At 71.0% G+C, this 20133-nt stretch carries 15 protein-coding genes; 8 read left to right on the top strand and 7 right to left on the bottom strand.

The annotated features are described in order from the left end of the window. The first annotated feature begins 67 nt into the window (after positions 1-67). From D7I47_RS12520 to D7I47_RS12495, 6 genes are all read left to right on the top strand, one after another. Positions 68-487, top strand: coding sequence for a GNAT family acetyltransferase (locus tag D7I47_RS12520; RefSeq protein WP_120763363.1), 420 nt, complete (start codon positions 68-70; stop codon positions 485-487). A gap of 70 nt (positions 488-557) precedes the next feature. Continuing rightward, positions 558-1766, top strand: coding sequence for an ROK family transcriptional regulator (locus D7I47_RS12515; RefSeq protein ID WP_120763362.1), 1209 nt, complete (start codon positions 558-560; stop codon positions 1764-1766). Between the two features lie 4 nt (positions 1767-1770). Next, the gene (locus D7I47_RS12510) at positions 1771-2865 is read left to right on the top strand and encodes an ABC transporter substrate-binding protein (RefSeq protein ID WP_120763361.1); all 1095 of its coding nucleotides are present in this window, start codon (positions 1771-1773) and stop codon (positions 2863-2865) included. A gap of 70 nt (positions 2866-2935) precedes the next feature. Then, the gene (locus tag D7I47_RS12505; RefSeq protein WP_120763975.1) at positions 2936-3703 is read left to right on the top strand and encodes an ATP-binding cassette domain-containing protein; all 768 of its coding nucleotides are present in this window, start codon (positions 2936-2938) and stop codon (positions 3701-3703) included. An 11-nt stretch (positions 3704-3714) separates the two neighbouring features. After that, positions 3715-4923, top strand: coding sequence for a sugar ABC transporter permease (locus D7I47_RS12500; protein WP_405083453.1), 1209 nt, complete (start codon positions 3715-3717; stop codon positions 4921-4923). A 22-nt stretch (positions 4924-4945) separates the two neighbouring features. Next, the gene (locus D7I47_RS12495; RefSeq protein WP_120763359.1) at positions 4946-6226 is read left to right on the top strand and encodes an alpha-hydroxy-acid oxidizing protein; all 1281 of its coding nucleotides are present in this window, start codon (positions 4946-4948) and stop codon (positions 6224-6226) included. A 19-nt stretch (positions 6227-6245) separates the two neighbouring features. Here the strand turns inward: D7I47_RS12495 and D7I47_RS12490 are convergent, their stop codons facing one another. Next, positions 6246-6671, bottom strand: a complete 426-nt coding sequence (locus D7I47_RS12490; protein ID WP_120763358.1) for an RDD family protein — start codon at positions 6669-6671, stop codon at positions 6246-6248. Between the two features lie 133 nt (positions 6672-6804). Between D7I47_RS12490 and glnA the strand changes: the two genes are divergently transcribed. Continuing rightward, on the top strand, positions 6805-8241 hold the full coding sequence (glnA, locus tag D7I47_RS12485) for a type I glutamate--ammonia ligase (protein WP_120763357.1): 1437 nt from the start codon (positions 6805-6807) through the stop codon (positions 8239-8241). 152 nt (positions 8242-8393) lie between these two features. Here the strand turns inward: glnA and D7I47_RS12480 are convergent, their stop codons facing one another. The 6 genes from D7I47_RS12480 to D7I47_RS12455 all read right to left on the bottom strand — a co-directional run bounded on the left by D7I47_RS12480 (position 8394) and on the right by D7I47_RS12455 (position 18326). Beyond that, positions 8394-9329 (bottom strand): hypothetical protein, encoded by a 936-nt coding sequence (locus D7I47_RS12480; protein WP_120763356.1) that lies wholly within the window; start codon positions 9327-9329, stop codon positions 8394-8396. Between the two features lie 36 nt (positions 9330-9365). Continuing rightward, positions 9366-10772 (bottom strand): UDP-glucose dehydrogenase family protein, encoded by a 1407-nt coding sequence (locus D7I47_RS12475; RefSeq protein WP_120763355.1) that lies wholly within the window; start codon positions 10770-10772, stop codon positions 9366-9368. Between the two features lie 17 nt (positions 10773-10789). Continuing rightward, the gene (locus tag D7I47_RS12470) at positions 10790-12205 is read right to left on the bottom strand and encodes a glycoside hydrolase family 26 protein (protein WP_120763354.1); all 1416 of its coding nucleotides are present in this window, start codon (positions 12203-12205) and stop codon (positions 10790-10792) included. Further along, a complete protein-coding gene (locus D7I47_RS12465; RefSeq protein WP_120763353.1) occupies positions 12198-13655 on the bottom strand; it encodes a glycosyltransferase in 1458 nt (485 codons plus the stop codon). The genes D7I47_RS12470 and D7I47_RS12465 overlap by 8 nt, the downstream gene beginning before the upstream one ends. Before the next feature lie 421 nt (positions 13656-14076). Next, positions 14077-16992, bottom strand: coding sequence for a bifunctional [glutamine synthetase] adenylyltransferase/[glutamine synthetase]-adenylyl-L-tyrosine phosphorylase (locus D7I47_RS12460; protein WP_120763973.1), 2916 nt, complete (start codon positions 16990-16992; stop codon positions 14077-14079). Further along, on the bottom strand, positions 16989-18326 hold the full coding sequence (locus D7I47_RS12455; RefSeq protein WP_120763352.1) for a glutamine synthetase family protein: 1338 nt from the start codon (positions 18324-18326) through the stop codon (positions 16989-16991). The genes D7I47_RS12460 and D7I47_RS12455 overlap by 4 nt, the downstream gene beginning before the upstream one ends. A gap of 47 nt (positions 18327-18373) precedes the next feature. Between D7I47_RS12455 and D7I47_RS12450 the strand changes: the two genes are divergently transcribed. Next, entirely contained in the window at positions 18374-20107 is a 1734-nt protein-coding gene (locus D7I47_RS12450) for an NAD+ synthase (RefSeq protein WP_120763351.1), read from the top strand. Positions 20108-20133: the final 26 nt, after the last annotated feature.

Below are 20133 nucleotides of genomic sequence, written 5' to 3'. Positions count from 1 at the left end.
GTCGGGGAACCATGGCCGAGAAAGGGGCCGCGTCCTGAGTTGCGGAATCGGCACCTAGCATCGGGGGATGCGCATCCGCCCGTTCTCCGTGTCGGACACCGAGGCCGTCGTCACGCTGTGGCGGGCGGCGGGGCTCACCCGGCCGTGGAACGACCCGTATCGCGACATCGAGCGGAAGCTCACGGTGCAGCCCGAGCTGTTCCTCGTGGCGGAGGAGGCGGATGCCGTGGTCGGCACCGCGATGGGCGGCTACGACGGCCATCGCGGCTGGCTCTACTACCTCGCGGTCGCGCCGGACCACCGACGGGAGGGCATCGGGCGCGCCCTCGTCGCGGCGGTCGAGGAGCGCCTCCTCGCGCTCGGCTGCCCGAAGCTCAACCTGCAGGTGCGCGCCGACGGCGAGGAAGCCCTCGCGTTCTACCGGGATCTCGGCTACCGCGTCGACGAGGTCGCCTCGCTCGGCCACCGGCTCATCCCCGACGCCTGAGCCGCGACGACCCGCGAGCGGGGCGCATCCGGGTGCCCCGATTTCCGGGGATCGCCGCTACCCTGAATGCATGGCGGACCAGCGGCGCACCCCGGGGTCGCAGACGTCTCTGCGCGAGGCGAATCGCGGCCGCATCGTCGACGCCGTCAAGAAGCACGGCGGGCTCACCCAGGTGGAGCTCGCCGGCGCCACGGGCCTCTCCCCCGCCACCGTCTCCAACATCGTCAAGGAGCTCTCCGAGTCGGGCGTGCTGAGCACCTCGAAGTCGATGCGCTCGGGCCGCCGTGCCCAGTACGTGACCCTCGCGCACGCCTCGGGCCTCGTGTGCGGCATCCACTTCTCGCAGCGCCAGCTGCGGGTGGCGCTCGCCGACACCGGCATGACGGTCGTCTCCGAGCACGAGATGCCGCTCGCCCGCGACCACCGCTCCGACAACGAGATCCGCCGCGTCGGCATGCTCATCGCCGACATGCTCGAGAACGTCTCCGCCGACCGCGACGAGCTGCTCGCCGTCGGGATCGCCGTCTCGGCCCCCATGGATGCGGCGAGCGGCATGATCGCCCGCCCCGGCATCCTGCGCGGCTGGGAGGGCATCGCGATCCGCGAGACCGCAGAGCGGGCGCTGCGGGTGCCGGTGTTCGTCGACAACTCCTCCAACCTCTCGGCCCTCGCCGAGCACCGCCTGGGCGCCCTCCGCGGCCACAGCGACGCCGTCTTCGTGGAGGTGAGCGACGGCATCGGCGCGGGCGTCATCGTCGGCGGTCGCGGCTACCGCGGCGCGAGCGGCAGCGCGGGCGAGTTCGGCCACATGGTCATCGTCGAGAACGGACCGCTGTGCCGCTGCGGCAACCTCGGATGCCTCGAGGCGATCGCGGGCGGCGACGCCATCGTCGAGAGCCTCAAGAACCGCTACTCGGGCCTCAAGCTCGCCGACGTCATCGTGCGGGCCATGGCGGGCGACGACGTCTGCATCCGCAGCATCGCCGACGCAGGCTCGCACATCGGGGTCGCCGCCGCCAACATCGCGAGCATGTTCGACCCCGGTCGCATCGTCGTGGGCGGCCAGTTGGCGCGCTCCGGCGAGCTGCTGCTCGGACCGATCCGCCAGGTCGTCGACCGCTCGCTCGCCACCCGGCTGGCCCCGCCTCCCGAGATCGTCGCCGGGCAGCTCGGTGCCCGCGCCGCGGTCGTCGGCGCGATCGGCTTCGCCGCCGACCAGCTCAGCGCCTTCCCCGCTGCGGCAGCCGGTCCCGCCGAACTCCGCGCGGCGTTCGGGTGAGTTGATGTTCCGCGCTTCCCGGGCGGTCGCCGCAACGGCCGCCGCCTTCCTCGCCGCCCTCGCGCTGGCCGCCTGCACCAACGGGGTGCAGGGCGGCGCGCCGACCGACCCCGAGCACGCCCGCATCGGCCTGCTGCTGCCGGATTCGGTCACGGCCCGCTACGACTCGGCCGACCGCCCGTACTTCGAGGAGCGGATCGCGGAGCTCTGCCCCGGCTGCGAGGTGCTCTACGGCAACGCCGACGGCGACGCCGCGAAGCAGCAGCAGCAGGCGGAGTCGATGCTCACCCAGGGCGTCTCGGTGCTCGTGCTGGACCCGTTCGACGGCAAGGCGGCCGCCTCCATCGTCGGCCTCGCGACGGCGCGGAGCGTTCCCGTCATCGCCTACGACCGCCTCATCGACAGCGCGGACATCGCCTACTACATCTCGTTCGACAACGAGAAGGTGGGCCGCCTTCAGGCCGAGTCGCTGCTCGCGAAGCTCGACGAGGACGGCGTGGAGCCGGGCGAGGGCGGCATCCTCATGGTCAACGGCTCCCCGACCGACAACAACGCCTCGCAGTTCAAGCTCGGTGCGCACGCGGTGATCGATCCGAGCGGCTACACGGTGCTCGCCGAGTTCGACACCCCCGGCTGGGATCCCGCCAAGGCACAGGACTGGGTCACCGGGCAGATCACGCAGTTCGGCGACCGCATCGTGGGCGTCTACGCGGCGAACGACCCCACCGCGGGCGGGGCCATCGCCTCGCTGCGGGCCGCGGGCGTGTCGCCGCTGCCCCCGGTGACGGGTCAGGATGCCGAGCTCGCGGGCCTGCAGCGCATCCTGACGGGCGACCAGTACATGACCGTCTACAAGGCGCTCAAGCCCGAGGCCTACCGCGCCGCGGAGCTCGCGATCGACCTCGTGAACGGCCGCACCCCCGCGGGCGAGGTCCAGGTGGAGGTGAAGGGCACCGACATCCCGTCGTTCCTGCTCGTACCGGTGGCGGTGACGCTCGACCAGGTCGGTCCCGTCGTGATCGCCGACGGCTTCTTCACGCTCGCACAGCTGTGCACCCCCGACTACGCGGCGGCCTGCGCGGCCGCGGGGCTGGAGTGACCTCGTGACCATCGCGCCCGTCCCCACCCTGCCCGACCCGATCGTGCCGGACCGGGTGCCCGTGCTCTCGATGCGGGGCATCTCGAAGAACTTCGGCAAGGTTCAGGCGCTCACCGACATCCACCTCGACATCTACGCGGGCGAGGTGGTCGCGATCGTCGGCGACAACGGCGCCGGCAAGTCGACGCTCGTGAAGATCCTCGCCGGCGTGCACCCGGCCGACGACGGCGAGGTCGAGTTCGAGGGGCAGACCGTCGCCATCCCCGATCCCACCGCCTCCCGTGCGCTCGGCATCGCGACCGTCTTCCAGGATCTCGCGCTGTGCGACAACCTCGACGTCGTCGCGAACCTGTTCCTCGGCCGCGAGCTCGCGGGCGCCGCCCTCGAGGAGGAGGAGATGGAGCGCCGTGCGTGGGAGCTGCTGCGGCAGCTGTCGGCCCGCATCCCCTCGGTGCGGGTGCCGATCGCGGCGCTCTCGGGCGGCCAGCGGCAGACCGTCGCGATCGCCCGGTCGCTCATCGGCGACCCGCGGGTCGTGATCCTCGACGAGCCGACCGCGGCGCTCGGCGTCGCCCAGACCGCCGAGGTGCTCAACCTCATCGAACGCCTGCGCGAACGCGGTCACGGGGTCGTGCTCATCAGCCACAACATGGCCGACGTGCAGGCGGTCGCCGACCGGATCGTCGTGCTGCGACTCGGTCGCAACAACGGCGACTTCCTCGCCCCCGACGTCGGCTACGAGGACATCATCGCCGCCATCACGGGTGCCACCGAGCACGCGCAACGCGCACCCGAGGAGCGGCTGCCGCCTCCCCCGCGGATCGGGCCGGCCCCGTGACGGGCCCCGCCATCGGCGCGGTCGAGACGGGACGTTCGCGCGTGGCCTCGGCGGCGCGCGAACTGCGCGACCGCGTCACGGGCGGCAGCCTCGGCTCGCTGCCGGTCGTCATCGGCCTCGTGCTCATCTGGGCGGTGTTCCAGGCGCTCAACCCCAGCTTCCTGTCGGCCGACAACCTCGTGAACCTCACGCTGCAGTGCGCCGCCGTCGGCACGATCGCGATCGGCATCGTGCTCGTGCTGCTGCTCGGTCAGATCGACCTCTCGGTCGGCTCGGTGTCGGGTCTCGCCGCCGCGATCCTCGGCGTCGGGCTCACCCAGCTCGGCTGGCCGCTCGCCCTCACGATCCTCGTCGCCCTGCTCGCCGGCGTCGCCATCGGCCTGCTCTACGGCGTGCTGTTCACGCGTTTCGGCGTGCCGAGCTTCATCATCACGCTCGCCGGCCTGCTCGGCGTGCTCGGCCTGCAGCTCAAGGTGCTCGGGCCGGCCGGCTCGATCAACATCCCGCCGGAGTCGCCCATCGTGCTCTTCGCGCAGAGCTGGTTCCTGCCTCCGTGGCTCGCCTATCTGCTCGCCGCGCTGTGGGCGGGGGCGATGTTCCTCTCCGCGGTGCTGCGCCAGCGCCGCCGCATCCGCGCCGAGCTCCCGACCTCCTCGCTCGGCTGGCAGGCGGCGAAGGCGGGCGGGCTGCTCCTGCTGTGCGCGGCGGCCGTGAGCTACCTCGCGACGGATCGCGGCGTCGGGGTCATGTTCGTGTTCTTCATCGCGCTCGTGATCGTCATGGATGTCGTGCTCACCCGCACGGTGTGGGGTCGCGAGGTGTACGCGGTCGGCGGCTCGGTCGAGGCGGCCCGGCGCGCCGGCATCCGGGTGAACCGGGTGTACATCTCGGTGTTCGTGCTGTGCTCGTGCTTCGCGGTGGTCGGCGGCATCCTGGCCGCGGGGCGGCTCAGCTCGGTGACCCTGTCGTCGGGCGCCGGCGACACCAACCTCAACGCGATCGCGGCGGCGGTCATCGGCGGCACGAGCCTCTTCGGCGGCCGCGGTTCGGCCTGGAGCGCCCTGCTCGGCATCGCCGTCATCCAGTCGATCTCGAACGGCCTCACGCTGCTGACGCTCGACTCCTCCATCCGCTACATGATCACCGGCGGTGTGCTGCTGCTCGCCGTCATCATCGACTCGCTGTCGCGTCGCTCGCGCGCGGCGCACGGGCAGGCCTGACGGCCGCGAGAACGGAGCCCCCATGGACGACGAGGTCCAGACCATCACCGGCAGATCCCGGCAGTCCGAGATCTACCGCGCGGGGGCGTCGGGCGCCCGGCCGCGCGTGCCCACCGGCTGGCCGGCCCTCGTGTCGGCCGCCGAGCGCGCGATGTCGCCGGATGCCTGGGCCTACGTCGCGGGTTCGGCCGGCCGGGAGTCGACCGCCGAGGCGAACTACGACGCCTTCGACTCGTGGCGCATCGTGCCGCGGATGCTGCGCGACGTGTCCAGCCGCGATCTCTCGGTCGAGCTGTTCGGGCGCCGTCACCCCACCCCGATCATCGCCTGCCCGGTGGGGGTGCTCGAGCTCGTCGACCCGGATGCCGACCTCGCGATCGCGCGCGCCGCCGGCTCCCTCGGCATCACGAGCGTCGTCTCGAGCCAGGCGTCCATCCCCCTCGAGCGCATCGCCGAGGCCGACGCCGGCCCCCGCTGGTTCCAGCTGTACTGGGCGGGCGACGACGAACTCGTCGCGAGCTTCGTGTCGCGCGCCGAGGCCTCCGGCGCCGAGGCGATCGTGGTGACCCTCGACACGGGCATGCTCGGCTGGCGACCGCGCGACCTCGACCGCGGCTTCCTGCCCTTCATCCAGGGCATGGGCATCGCCCAGTACACGAGCGACCCGGTGTTCCGGCGGCTCGTGGCCGAGCGCATGGCGCGCCCCGCGACCGGTCCGCGGCCGCGCGTCACACCTGCGGCGGTGCGCACGCTGCTGGCCATGACGCGGCGCTACCCGGGCGCCTTCCGGGGGAACCTGCGCTCCGGCGAACCGCGCGTGGCCGTCGAGACCTTCCTCGACGTGTTCTCCCGTCCCTCCCTCACCTGGGCCGATCTGCCGTTCCTGCGCGAACGCACCCGGCTGCCGATCCTGCTGAAGGGCATCCAGCATCCCGACGACGCCCGCCGCGCGCTCGACGCGGGTGTCGACGGCGTCGTCGTGTCGACGCACGGCGGCCGCCAGGTGGACGGCGCGGTGGGCGCGATCGACGCGCTGCCGGGCGTCGTCGAGGCGGTCGCGGGGCGTGCGCCCGTGATCCTCGACTCGGGCGTGCGCGGTGGAGCGGATGTCGTGCGTGCGCTCGCGCTCGGTGCGACCGCGGTGGGCGTCGGCCGGGCGTGGGTCTACGGCCTCGCCATCGACGGCGAGCAGGGGGCGCGGTCGGTGCTCGCGAACCTCGTCGCGGAGACCGACCTGGTGCTCGGGCTCGCCGGTCTCCGCAGCGTCGCCGAGCTCGACCGCGATGCCGTCGTACGCCTCTGACCGGGGATTTCGGCCCGCGTCAGACGCGCACGAGCACGGTGCCCGCGGCCTTGTCGTGCAGCCCGCGCTGGTCGCGGTCCCAGATGGCCGCCGGGATCACGAGGCACAGCAGCACGGTGCGCACGAGCGGGCGCCACGCGCCCAGGTAGCCGCCGCGGAGAGGCACGAGCCGCATCCGCAGCAGCAGGTGGCCGACGCTGCCGTTGACGATCAGCAGGAACAGGAATTGGAGGGCGGCGAAGATGCCGAGGGTCACGAACGGCGCCGTGCCGTCCGGCGTCGGGAAGAACGCCCAGGACAGGAGGTAGGCGATCGCCCAGTCGATCACGAGCGCCGCGATCCGACGCCCGAGGCGGGCGACCGAGCGCGGACCCGTCTCGGGGAGCCCGAGCCTCTCCCCCGGCCAGCGCTGATCGGGGGCGGCGTCGGGCGGGCTCGCGGTCACTCGACCACTCTAGGCAGCGGCGCGTAACATGCCGGAAACAAACCGGTCACGGTCGGGAAATCCCGTCCCCCTAGCCTCTCAAGCGGCTGCATCCGCAACCACACCCCGTTCCACGCCCTTGGAGTAACGCCCTATGTCCAAGCCCCTTTTCAGCGACTCCTCCGAGGTGCTGAAGTTCATCAAGGACACGGATGTCAAGTTCCTCGACATCCGATTCACCGACCTCCCCGGAGTGCAGCAGCACTTCAACATCCCGGCCTCGACCGTGGATGAGGACTTCTTCACCGTGGGCCAGCTGTTCGACGGTTCGTCGATCCGCGGCTTCCAGTCGATCCACGAGTCCGACCTGCAGCTCATCCCGGACATCTCGACGGCGTACGTCGACCCGTTCCGCACCGAGCGCACCCTCGTGATCGTCTTCGACATCTACAACCCGCGCAACGGCGAGATCTACGGCCGTGACCCGCGCCAGGTCGCCAAGAAGGCCGAGAAGTACCTCGCCTCGACCGGCATCGCCGACACCGCGTTCTTCGCGCCGGAGGCGGAGTTCTACATCTTCGACGACGTGCGCTACGAGGTGAAGCAGAACAAGTCGTACTACGAGGTGGACTCCTCGGAGGCGGCCTGGAACTCGGGCAAGGCCGAAGAGGGCGGCAACCTCGCCAACAAGACCCCGTACAAGGGCGGCTACTTTCCCGTCACGCCGGTCGACCAGCACGCCGACCTGCGCGACGACATCGTGCTCAAGCTCATCGAGGTGGGCCTCGAGGTCGAGCGCAGCCACCACGAGGTGGGCACCGCCGGCCAGGGCGAGATCAACTACAAGTTCGACACCATGGTTCACGCCGGTGACGACATCCTGAAGTTCAAGTACATCGTCAAGAACACGGCGCTCGAGTGGGGCAAGACGGCGACCTTCATGCCGAAGCCGCTCATGGGCGACAACGGTTCGGGCATGCACACCCACCAGTCGCTGTGGAACGACGGCAAGCCGCTGTTCTACGACGAGCAGGGCTACGGCGGCCTGTCGGACATCGCGCGTTGGTACATCGGCGGCATCCTCAAGCACGCCGCCTCGCTGGCCGCGTTCACGAACCCGACGGTCAACTCGTACCACCGCCTCATCCCGGGCTTCGAGGCCCCCGTGAACCTGGTCTACTCGGCCGGCAACCGCTCCGCCTCGATCCGCATCCCGATCACGGGCACCAACCCGAAGGCCAAGCGCATCGAGTACCGCGCGCCCGACGCCTCCGGCAACCCGTACCTCGCGTTCGCGGCCCAGCTCATGGCGGGTATCGACGGCATCAAGAACAAGATCGAGCCGCACGAGCCCGTCGACAAGGACCTCTACGAGCTGCCGCCCGAGGAGGCCAAGGGCATCCCGCAGCTGCCGGGCTCGCTCGGCGAGGCGCTCGACGCGCTCGAGGCCGACCACGACTACCTGCTCGAGGGCGGCGTGTTCACCGCCGACCTCATCGGCGCGTGGCTCGACTACAAGCGCGAGAAGGAGCTCCTCCCCTTCGCGCAGCGCCCGCACCCCTTCGAGTACGAGCTGTACTTCGGGGTCTGAGCCACCTGCACCACAGCGAACGGACGGGCCGTCTCCTTCGGGAGGCGGCCCGTCCGGCGTAGGAGGCCGCGGCGACAACTGCATTCCTCCGCGCGAGGTCCACTCCGACGCCCGCCGCGACGCTCAGCTACACAGCTAGGCCCTGTTCGCAGCTACTCACTGAGAATCTCAGGAAGCGCCGCCTGATAGGCCGACACGACCGTATCCGCGAAGTCGAGCAGCAGCGGAACACGTTCAGGTGTGAGCCAATCGACGGCCGAATAGCCCTTGGTCAGCGCGAGCCTCTTCGACACCGCCTCGATGAAATCGTCCGAGGCCAGCACCGGTATGGGATAGCCGGAGTTCTTGCCCGAAAACGCGCTGAACGAGACGTAGATGCGTCCGTCCGCGAAGGCGGTGAAAACGGTCCGCCATCCACTCGATGATGGCCCCCGCGCACCGAAGCTCAGCAGAGGAGTCCCGCCGCGGATGATCGCCGCCGGGACGGGAAGGTTGCGCGCTTTCCAGGCATCCACCAGGGCGACGGCGGCGGCGCGGCGCTCCCCCGGAAACGCGGACAGCACCTCGTCGAGGCCGACGCGGCGTTCGTACCCGGCCACGCGGCCGGCGACCTCCTGCACGAACTTGCTCGGCTCGGCGACAACCTCGAAAACCGGTGCCCAGGCAGAGTCATCAACACGGATGGCCTTGGCCTCCACCAGCCAGACCTTGATCCCCTTACCGGCCCGCGCTGCGAGGTCGTTCAGGTAGTGCGCGACTTCGCGGAACTCGTCTCGATGCTCTTCCGCGACCACAATCAGGCCCGCCGCCTCGGCTGAGACCGCGTACGCAAGTCCACGAGTCAGGTGATCGTGATCGGCGCGACCGTATTGGTTCTCAATGACGTAGTGGGAACCATCGATCCCGCTGGCCAAGATGTCGATGCGACGGCCACCGGCCGCCGGTACCTCCGTGTCGGGTTGGGAGAGGCCGAGGCCGAGGTCCCGGTCAAGCAATTCGAGATGCCGTGCGAGTTCTGGAGTGAAATCAGCAGCCTCGCCGGGCCAGGCTGAGGTGAGCCTGCCCCATTCCGCTCGTCCCATGGCCATGGACGCAATCTACCGCCACTCGCGAGACTGACGCCCTCACGCGAGCAGTTCGGCCATCGGCATGCCGACGGGCGCCGCGGTCGGGCGGGTGCCGAGGCCGATGACGGTCCATCCCGCCGCCGACCAGCGGGCCGCGTCGAGCTTGTTGCGGGCGTCGATGATCGTGCGCCTCCCCACGAGCTCGCCGAGCGCGACTGGATCGGCGTCGAGGAACTCCGCCCACTCGGTCAGCAGGAGCACGACGTGGGCGCCCCGGATCGCGTCCTCGGTCCCCGCGGCGAACGACAGCGTGGGGAAGGTGCGACGCGCGGTATCCCCCGCCGCCGGGTCGAAGACCGTCACCTGTGCGCCCCGCAGGTGCAGGGCCGCCGCGACGTTGAGCGCCGGCGAGTCGCGCACGTCGTCGGTGAGCGGCTTGAACGCGGCGCCGAGCACTCCGATCCGGGCGTTGAGCACCGAGCCTCCGCAGCTCTGCAGCGCGAGGTCCACGACCCGCTGGCGCTGCGCCATGTTGATCTCGTCGACCTGCTGCATGAGACCCACCACCTCGAGCGCCCCGAGCTCGCCCGCACGGTGCATGAGGGCGCGGATGTCCTTCGGGAGGCAGCCGCCCCCGAAGCCGAGCCCGGCATCCAGGAAGCGTCGCCCGATGCGCCCGTCCAGACCGATCGCATCCGCGAGGGCCGTGACGTCCGCATCCGCGGCGGTGCACAGCTCCGCGATCGCGTTGATGAAGGAGATCTTGGTGGCGAGGAACGCGTTCGCGCTGACCTTGACGAGCTCGGCCGTCTCGAGACCCACCGTGAGGAACGGCGCCCCCTCGGCGACCGGTGCCGCGTACACCTCGCGCATGGCCGTCTCGGCAGCCGCGGATGCTCCCCCGATGACGACGCGATCAGGATGCAGGGTGTCCTCGACCGCCTTCCCCTCACGCAGGAACTCCGGGTTCCAGATGAGCTCCGCCGCCACTCCCTCGGGCGCGAGCGCGCCGAGCAGTTCCCGCAGGCGCGCCGCGGTTCCGACCGGAACCGTCGACTTGCCCACGACGATGCCGTCGTGGCTGAGCGCCCGAGCGATCCCCGCGACGGCCGACTCGACGAACCGCAGGTCGGCCGCGTGGCTCGTCGCCTGCTGCGGCGTGCCCACGCACACGAAATGGATGTCGCTCACCGCGACCGCCTCGGTCAAGTCGGTCGTGAACCGCAGCCGTCCGGTCGCGAGGTGCTCGGAGATGAGCTCGCCGAGACCCGGCTCGTAGAACGGCAGCCGACCCGCGGAGAGCGCCTCCACCTTCGCCGGATCGGTGTCGACCCCGACGACGTCGAAGCCGAGCTCCGCCATCGCCGCCGCATGCGTGGCGCCGAGATACCCCGTGCCGATGACGCTGATCCGAGGGCGGGGCGCGTCCGCACCCGACTCCCCCTCGGTGACCTTCTCGAACATCCCATCTCCTCCCTGATTCAGCCGTTCGGCTGGGTCTTCACGTGGTCCCCGAGCGAGGTAAGCCCGGCCTGGAACGCGGCGAGCGAGTCGGCGCGCGAGTCGATGCGCCAGTCGTTCGTGGCCCGTTCGCCCTGCACGTAGGTGGTCACGGCGAGACTGAACCACCCGAAACCGACGACGTCGTCGTTGGCGGGATCGGCGAGCCCCTCGAAGAAGCTCGCCACCCATTCGGGTTTGTGCCCCTCGGTCTCCGACGCAGCCACCTCGGCGAGCACGATCGGTTTGTCGGTCAGGGCGCGCAACTGAGTGAGCGTCGCCCCGAAGGTCGCGTCGAAGGTGTAGCTCGAGGCGTCGGTGTAGGGCGGGCGCAGGTAACCGGACATCCCGACCCAGTCGACGTAGTCGTCGCCCGGATAGAGCCGCTGCAGGAACTCGGCGGAACGGTTGGCCTTCGGCAGGTTGTCGATCCGGTTCGGCGCCCACACCCAGATGACCAGGTCGTTCGCGCCCTCCTGCTGGAAGATGTCGTGCACGTGCTGCCACATCTTCACGTAGTCGCCGGGGCTGTTGCCGTTGAGCGAACCGCCCGAGGCGTTCGTCTCCGACCACGGATACCAGATGCCGTTCATCTCGTGATCGAGGCGGATGGCGAGCGGCAGCCCCGTCGCGACGATCTGCTGCGCGTAGCGGTGCAGATACTCATCGAACGCCCCGTCGATGATGCGCGGCAGGCTGTAGTCGGGCTCGTCGACCACGTCGTTCTGCGCCTGGATGGGACGGGACTCCCAGGTGAGCATCGGCAGCATGCCGCGCGACCAGGAGCGCGTCACGGCATCCGCGCGGAACTCCTCATCCCATCCGCCGAAGTAGCCCACCATGCTCGGCAGGGCGCCGACCTTCGCGGAGGTCGCGTCGAGGGTCGCCCAGTTGTGCGGCGCCTGCTCGGTGTACATGCCGTAGTAGAGGGCGTCGGGTGCGAGGAGCTCCGCCTTCGAGGGGGCCGTCACGGGCGCCGCCGGGGCGACGGTCGGCGTCTGGCTCCGCGGCGTGGTCGTCGTGACGGGTGCCGTGCTGCGGGCGGCGGACGCGTCCTTCAGCAGCGCCAGCTCCCTGAGGGTCGCCTGGAGGGTGCCGTCGCTCTCGGCGAGGGCCTGCTCGGCGTCGGCCTTCCCCTCGGTGAGCGAGTCGACCTGCGCCTCCAGGGCGTCGATCCGCGCGAGCAGCTGCTCGCGCTCCTTCGCGTCGGCGTCCGCCTGCTGCAGCCCCTCCGCCACGCGGAGCGTCTGCTGCACCGGCGAGATGTCGGGTGAGGTCCAGACGACGACGCTGATGGCGCCCAGGGCGAGGACGAGGGCGGTCGCCGCGACGGCGGTGAACCGGGAACGGGTGCGTGAGACGGCCCACCAGCTGCGGGCTGCGGTGACGCTAGGCAAGGAGCATCGCCTCCAGCCCGAAGATCGTGAAGCCGATGAGGTACGGGATCGCGGCGAGCGGGTTGAGCCTGCGGCGGGCGCGCCGCGGGCCGGTGTGCTCGCGCACCGGACTCGGCGCGAGCCCCGTGATCGCCGCCGCGCCGACCGGCGCCGCCATCGCCCGCGTGAGGGTGGCGACCCCGCTGCGCACCGGCACCGGATCACCACCCGCGTAGGCGCCCGCACGCGTGCCCCAGCCGCTCGCGTGCGCCATCCGGAAGAAGCCCAGCAGCCGGATCGGCATGAGGAAGAACGTCGAGACGATGATGAACACCGGCAGCCGCAGGAAGTCGCCGGGGCGCTCCGAGAGGTGCCGCAGTTGGCGGATGGCCATGCTGAGCACCGAGGAGGCCACCATGAGCACGAGCACGAAGACGACACCCGACTGCAGGCCGTACTCCTCGAGGAAGCCCGCATAGAAGTTGTAGCCCTGGCCGGTGAACGCGCGGTAGGCCCACCCCGCGATGACGCCCCAGAGCAGGAACGGCAGCAGGATGTCCATGACGAAGAACACCGCGAGCACCGGCGCGTGCCCGAGCATCCAGGGCAGCATCCGCAGCGTGTTGTACTGGCTGCCGCGCGCCCAGCGCAGCTGCTGCTTGAAGAGCTTCTTCACCTGAAGCGGCGCATCCGTGTAGACGAGGCTCGTGTACTGGTACACGGTGCGATAGCCCGCCTTCAGGGTCAGGTTCGTGAGGGTGCGGTCGTCGGAGACCTCGAGGAACACCCCGAGGAACCGCGCCGTCATGAAGTCGTGCATGACACGCTCGAGGATCGAGCGCCGGAAGGCGATCGTGCGGCCCGGCAGGCAGCCGACCTGGCCGAGCACGCTCTGGGCCGGCATCGAGTACAGCGCGCGGGAGTTCTCGAGCCAGTCGGCCCAGCGGGTGATCCAGCTGCGCTCCGGCTTCAGGATGCGCTGGCGCGTCGTGACCCCGCCGATCGTCGGGTCGGCGAAGGGCTTCACGAGCTCTGCGAGCGTTCCGTCGGTCCAGACGGTGTCGGAGTCGACGAGCACCGTGATCTCGCCGGTGGAGAGCTCGGTGCCGATCTTGACGGCGTTGCGCTTGCCCGGGATGGGCGTGTGCACCCAGCGCACGAGCGGAGCGAACTCCTCGCAGACCTCGACGAGCCCCGGGTTCGGGGCCCCGTTGATGACGACGATGATCTCGTCGGGGCGCTGCTGGACCATCCGCCCGATCACGTCTCGGAACAGCTCGAGCGGTTCGTCGACGACCGGGACGACGACGCTCGTCGTGCCGCGGAAGGTGTCCGTGTACGGCCGGTATCGCGACGACAACACGACCTTCACGATCCAGAGCACCCAGATGAGCGCCGAGTACACGGCGAACAGGTACAACTCCGGATGACCTTCGGTCATGTGCCGCAACTGCAGCAGGAAGATGAACATGAGACCCCCTCTTTCACGTGTCCGCATGGATTGCCGGAACATCCGCGACGTTGGGGACCTGGTCCTGACCGTTCGTTTCCACGATTCTGAAACGGTGCATCGAGGCTCGCAAGAGGCCCCCACCGCCGCCGCGGGGTGCACCTCTCATACACGAGCGTCCCTTACTTCACCGTGTCCGCGCTTTGGCCGACACCCGCCCAGGGGTGCCGCGAGCCACCCCTCCGGATGACTCGGCGTTCGGGAAAACGCCCGATCACCCGACGCATCAGGGGTCGACTCGTGCGCCGCCTCGAGGGTCGCCCGCTCACCCGGCGCACGTCACCCCGCGAGTCGCCTCCCCCTCGAACGGGGTACAGAATCGCGAGCCGCGAAATCCGCGGAAACTCTCATCTGCGACGTGCGGGGCTTCGGCGTGTCGCGGTCAGACGCGTGCGCCGTAGAAGCGCCGTTCGAACACCTGGCGCGCGATGCGGGTCGTGCGCAGGTAGTCCTCCTCGAGCCGGGTCGCCGAGTGCGGCGGGTACTCCATGAGCCGCGCGACGCCCTCCAGCGCGCGTCGCTCGGTGGGCAGCACGTCGGCCGTCTTCGCGGTCCAGAGGGTCATCGCGGAGCGTGCCCGGGAGGCGATGATCCAGGCCGCGCGCAGACGCTCGGCATCGGCCGCGGGCACGAGCTCGGCGTCGACGGCCGCGGCGAGGGCGCGCAGGGTCGAGGTGGTGCGCAGCCCCGGCACCTCGTGGGCGTGCTCGAGCTGCAGCAGCTGCACGAACCACTCGACATCCGAGAGCGAGCCCCGGCCGAGCTTCAGGTGACGGGAGGGGTCGGCGCCCTGCGGCAGGCGCTCCGACTCGACGCGCGCCTTGATGCGCTTGACCTCGCGCACGGCGTCGGCGCCGATCTCGGCCGGATAGCGCACCTCGTCCGCCATCCGCTCGAACTCGGCGAGCAGCTCGGCATCGCCGACCACGCCGCGCCCGCGCAGCAGCGCCTGCGCCTCCCAGGTGAGCGACCAGCGGTCGTAGTAGGCGCGGTAGGAGTCGAGGGAGCGCACGATCGCGCCGTTCTTGCCCTCGGGGCGCAGCCCGAGATCCAGGTCGAGCGGCAGGCGCAGATCCTCGGTGAGCTGCTTGATCTCGTGGACGATCTGCTCGGCGCGCTTCTGGGCGACCTCGGGCTCACAGCCGGCCGGGCGGTAGACGTACATGATGTCGGCGTCGCTGCCGAAACCCAGCTCCGCGCCGCCGTAGCGGCCCATCGCGATGATGCCGAACTCGACCTCGTCACCCCAGCGGTGGGCCAGGCGCAGCGCGCCCGTGAGGATCGCCGTGGTCACGTCGGCGAGGGCGGGCCCGAGCTCCTCGATGCTCACGAGGCCCACGATCGCCGCGAGGGCGAGCCGCAGCACCTCCCGTCGGCGGGCGGTGCGGAGCGCCTTCGCCGCGGCGTCGACGTCGCCCGCGTGCCGCGCGATCGTCGCCTCCGTCTCCTCGAGCAGCTCCTCGAGGCCACGGGGCCGCAGCTCGCCGTCGTTCTCGAGCCAGGCCGCCGCCTCCGGGAAGCGCTCGAACAGCACGCCCACGAACCGCGAGCCCGCGAGCACGTGGCTGAGCCGGTAGGCCGCGCCGGAGGAGTCGCGCAGCATCCGGAGGAACCAGTAGGCCTCCCCCAGGTCGTCGGAGAGGCGTCGGAACGCGAGCAGGCCGTAGTCGGGGTCGGCGCCCTCGGCGAACCACTGCAGCATGACCGGCAGCAGGGCGCGTTGGATCGCGGCACGGCGCGAGACGCCGCCCGTGAGCGCCGCGATGTGGTGCAGCGCCCCGCGCGGATCCTGGAAGCCGATCGCCGCGAGGCGGGCCTCCGCCTGCTCGCTCGTGAGCGCGTAGCCGTCCTCCGGCAGACCCGCGACCGCCGACAGCAGTGGCCGGTAGAAGAGCTTCTCGTGGAGGCTGCGCACCTCCTGCTGCACCTGGCGCCACTGCTCGACGAGGCCGTCCGCGGTCGTGGCGAGCCGCGATCCGCGCGCGAGCGCACGCAGCTCCTGCTCGCCGCGGGGCATGAGGTGGGTGCGGCGCAGCCGGGTGAGCTGGAGGCGGTGCTCGAGCAGCCGCAGCAGCCGGTAGTCGCGGGCGAACCCGGCGGCCTCGACGCGGCCGATGTAGCCGCGGTCGGCGAGGGCGACGAGCGCCTCGAGCGTGCCGCGCTGGCGGATCTCGGGGTCGGAGTGGCCGTGCACGAGCTGCAGCAGCTGGATGGTGAACTCGACGTCGCGCAGGCCCCCCGGGCCGAGCTTCAGCTGCACGTCGACCTCGTCGCGCGGGATGTGCGCCATGACCCGCTCGCGCATCTTCTGCACCGACTCGACGAAGCCCTCGCGCGAGGACGCCGTCCACACCTTCGGCGCCACGCCCGCGACGAAACGCTCGCCGAGCTCCCGGTCGCCCGCGAGCGGACGCGCCTTCAGGAGCGCCTGGAACTCCCAGCTCTTCGCCCAGCGGTCGTAGTACGCCAGGTGCGAGTCGAGTGTGCGCACGAGCGCGCCGTCCTTGCCCTCCGGCCGCAGGTTGGCGTCCACCTCCCAGAGCGGCGGCTCCACGGCGAGCTCGTGGATGGCGTGCATCGTGTCGACGGCCAGCCGCGTCGCGATCTCGATGGCGCGCGCGTCGGGGATGCCGTCACCCGCGGCCACGAAGATGACGTCGACGTCGCTCACGTAGTTGAGCTCCCGCGCGCCCGCCTTGCCCATGCCGACGATGGCGAGCCGCGTCGCCGCGACCTCCTCGGCCGGGAAGCGCGACTGCGCGCGGGCGACGAGCAGGGCGGCGTCGAGCGCCGCACCGGCGAGGTCGGCGAGGGCCGCCGCGACGCGCGGCACGACGTCGACGGGAGCCTCCTGACCGAGGTCCCACGCCGCGAGCCGCGTGAGCTCGCGACGGTAGGCGATGCGCAGGGCGTTGCGGGCATCCTCCCCCGAGAGCCGTGCCACCGACTCGGCGAGCATCGCGCGATAGCGCTCCGGGCCGGGGGGCTCGGCCATCGGCTCCGCGAGCACGGCGAGCTCGGCCGGATGCCGCTGCAGGAAGGTCGCGAGGCCCTCCGACGCGCCGAGCACCTCCAGCAGTCGGCGGGCGGCATCCTCGTCGGCGAGCAGTGCACCCGACGCCTCGGGCGCCCTCTCGACGAGCCCCAGCAGCAGCCTCAGCGCCTGATCGGGGTCGGCGACGCCCGAGAAGAGCGGCACGACCGCGTCGGGCACCCCCGGAAGCGCGGCGGCGGCGCCCCCCAGGTCGCTGAAACCCAGCCGGGCGAGCTCGGTGAGGGTGACCGCGCTCCTGCTCAGAGCGCCTCCAGGTTCGCTTCCAGCTCGAACGGCGTCACCTGCGCGCGGTAGCCCGACCACTCGCGACGCTTGTTGAGCAGCACGTAGTTGAACACCTGCTCGCCGAGGGTCTCGGCGACGAGCTCCGACTCCTCCATGATGAGCAGCGCGCGGTCGAGGCTCGAGGGCAGCGCCTCGTAGCCGAGCGCGCGGCGTTCGGCGCTCGTCATGTCGAAGACGTCGGCGTCGGCCTCCGGGGGCAGTTCGTAGCCCTCCTCGATGCCCTTGAGGCCCGCCGCGAGCAGCAGAGCGTAGGCGAGGTAGGGGTTGGCGGCCGAGTCGATGCCGCGGTACTCGATGCGGGCGCTCTGCCCCTTGCCGGGCTTGTAGAGCGGCACGCGCACGAGCGCGGAGCGGTTGTTGTGCCCCCAGGTCACGTAGCTGGGCGCCTCGTCGCCGCCCCACAGGCGCTTGTAGGAGTTCACGAACTGGTTGGTGACGGCCGTGATCTCCGGCGCGTGGCGCAGCACGCCCGCGACGAACTGACGGCCGATCTGCGAGAGCTGGTACTGCCCGCCCGCGTCGAAGAAGGCGTTCGTGTCGCCCTCGAACAGAGAGACGTGCGTGTGCATGCCGGAACCGGGATGCTCCGAGAACGGCTTCGGCATGAACGTCGCGTAGACGCCCTGCTCGATCGCCACCTCCTTGATCACGGTGCGGAAGGTCATGATGTTGTCGGCGGTCGCGAGCGCGTCCGCGTAGCGCAGATCGATCTCGTTCTGACCGGGGCCCGCCTCGTGGTGGCTGAACTCGACCGAGATGCCGAGATCCTCCAGCATCCGCACGCTCCGGCGGCGGAAGTCGTGGGCGGTGCCGCCCGGCACGTTGTCGAAGTAGCCGGCCGAGTCGACGGGCACCGGCCTGCCGTTCTTGAGCTTGCTGGACTTCAGCAGGTAGAACTCGATCTCCGGATGCGTGTAGAAGGTGAAGCCGCGGTCGGCCGCCTTCGCGAGCGCGCGTTTGAGCACGTTGCGCGGGTCGGCGACGGCGGGCTGCCCGTCGGGGGTCGTGATGTCGCAGAACATGCGCGCGGTCGGGTCGACCTCGCCGCGCCACGGCAGGATCTGGAAGGTCGCGGGGTCGGGGTGGGCGAGCACGTCGGCCTCGAACGCGCGGGTGAGGCCCTCGATCGCGGAACCGTCGATCCCGACGCCCTCGGAGAAGGCCCCCTCGACCTCGGCGGGGGCGAGTGCGACCGACTTGAGCGTGCCGACGACATCGGTGAACCACAGGCGGATGAACTTCACCCCGCGCTCCTCGATCGTGCGCAGAACGAAGTCTCGCTGCTTGTCCACTCGGGTCTCCTTCTCGCCGCGTCGCGTGCTCGTCCTAGGCTATCGCCATGCCCCGCCTGCGATTGGCACTTGCGCAGTCCAACCCGCTGGTCGGCGACCTCGCGGGGAACGCCGACCTCATCGTGGCGTCCGCGCGCGCCGCATCCGAGGCCGGAGCCGAACTGCTCGCGACCGGCGAGATGGCCCTCACGGGCTATCCCATCGAGGATCTCGCGGCGCAGCCGGGCTTCCTGCGGGCCGCATCCGAGGCGGTCCCGGCACTCGCCCGCCGCCTCGACGAGGAGGGGTTCGGCGAGCTCATCGTCGTGGTCGGCCACCCCGAGGGGCCGTTCGCACCGCGGCTGCTCGGCACGAGCAACGCGCCCACCGCGATCGCCCAGAACTGCGCCTCGGTGCTGCACCGCGGCCGGGTCGTCGCCCGCTACGCGAAGCACCACCTGCCGAACTACTCGGTCTTCGACGAGTACCGCGTCTTCATCCCGGGCGACGAGCTGCTCGTGCTGCGCATCCGCGGCGTCGACGTGGCCCTCATCATCTGCGAGGACCTCTGGCGCGACGGCGGGCCCGTCGGCCGGGTGCTCGACGCGGATGCCGGGCTGCTGCTCGTCGTGAACGCCTCGCCGTTCGAGCGCGACAAGGACGAGGTGCGCCTGCCGCTCGTCACGCGCCGGGCGACCGAGACGCGCACGATCGTCGCCTACGTCAACATCGTCGGCGGCCAGGACGACCTCGTCTTCGACGGCGACTCGGTCGTCGTCGACGAGACGGGCCGCATCCTGGCGCGCGCCCCGCAGTTCCGCGAGCACCTGCTCGTCGTCGACGTGGAGCCGGATGCCGCGGGCGAGGTCCCCGAGCTCGAGAACGTTCGGCGCGTGGTGATCGACGCCGAGGCACCCGAGCTCTCCCCCGAGCTCTCCCCCGACATCGCCGAGCTCCCCGACGACCGCGAGCAGCTCTGGAACGCGCTCGTGCTGGGACTGCGCGACTACGTCGAGAAGAACCGCTTCCCGAGCGTCGTGCTCGGCCTCTCCGGCGGCATCGATTCGGCCGTCTGCGCGGCGCTCGCGGCCGACGCGCTCGGGGCCGACCGTGTGCACGGCGTGAGCATGCCGAGCCGCTACAGCTCCGAGGGTTCGCGCTCGGATGCCGACGACCTCGCCGAGCGGATCGGCCTGCACTACTCGGTGGAGCCGATCGCCGAGCTCGTGCACCCCGTCGAGGAGCAGCTCGCCCTCACCGGGGTCGCCGCCGAGAACCTGCAGGCGCGCATCCGCGGCATCATCCTCATGGCGAAGTCGAACATGGACGGCCATCTCGTGCTCACGACCGGCAACAAGACGGAGCTCGCGGTCGGCTACTCGACCATCTACGGCGACTCGGCGGGCGGGTTCGCCCCCCTCAAGGACGTGCCGAAGACGCTCGTCTGGGAGCTCGCGCGCTGGCGCAACGCGCACGCCGCCGCCCGCGGCGAGACGCCCCCCATCCCGGAGAACTCCATCTCGAAGCCGCCGAGCGCGGAGCTGCGTCCCGACCAGACCGACCAGGATTCGCTGCCCCCGTATCCGCTGCTCGACGCGATCCTGGAGGCCTACGTGACACGGCGCCTCGGCCGCACCGACATCGTCGCCCTCGGCTACGATGCGGAGACGGTCGACTTCGTCACCCGTCTCGTCGACCGTTCAGAGTGGAAGCGCCGGCAGGGTGCCATCGGGCCGAAGATCTCGGGCATGGCGTTCGGCCGCGACCGCCGGCTTCCCATCACGTACCGCCCCGGGGCCTGACCCCGCCGCTCCGCCCGCCCCTGCCC

This window comes from Protaetiibacter intestinalis (assembly GCF_003627075.1).
Taxonomy (GTDB): domain Bacteria; phylum Actinomycetota; class Actinomycetes; order Actinomycetales; family Microbacteriaceae; genus Homoserinibacter; species Homoserinibacter intestinalis.
Note: the sequence above shows the minus strand (reverse complement) of the source record. Positions and strands in the feature narration are given on the sequence as shown.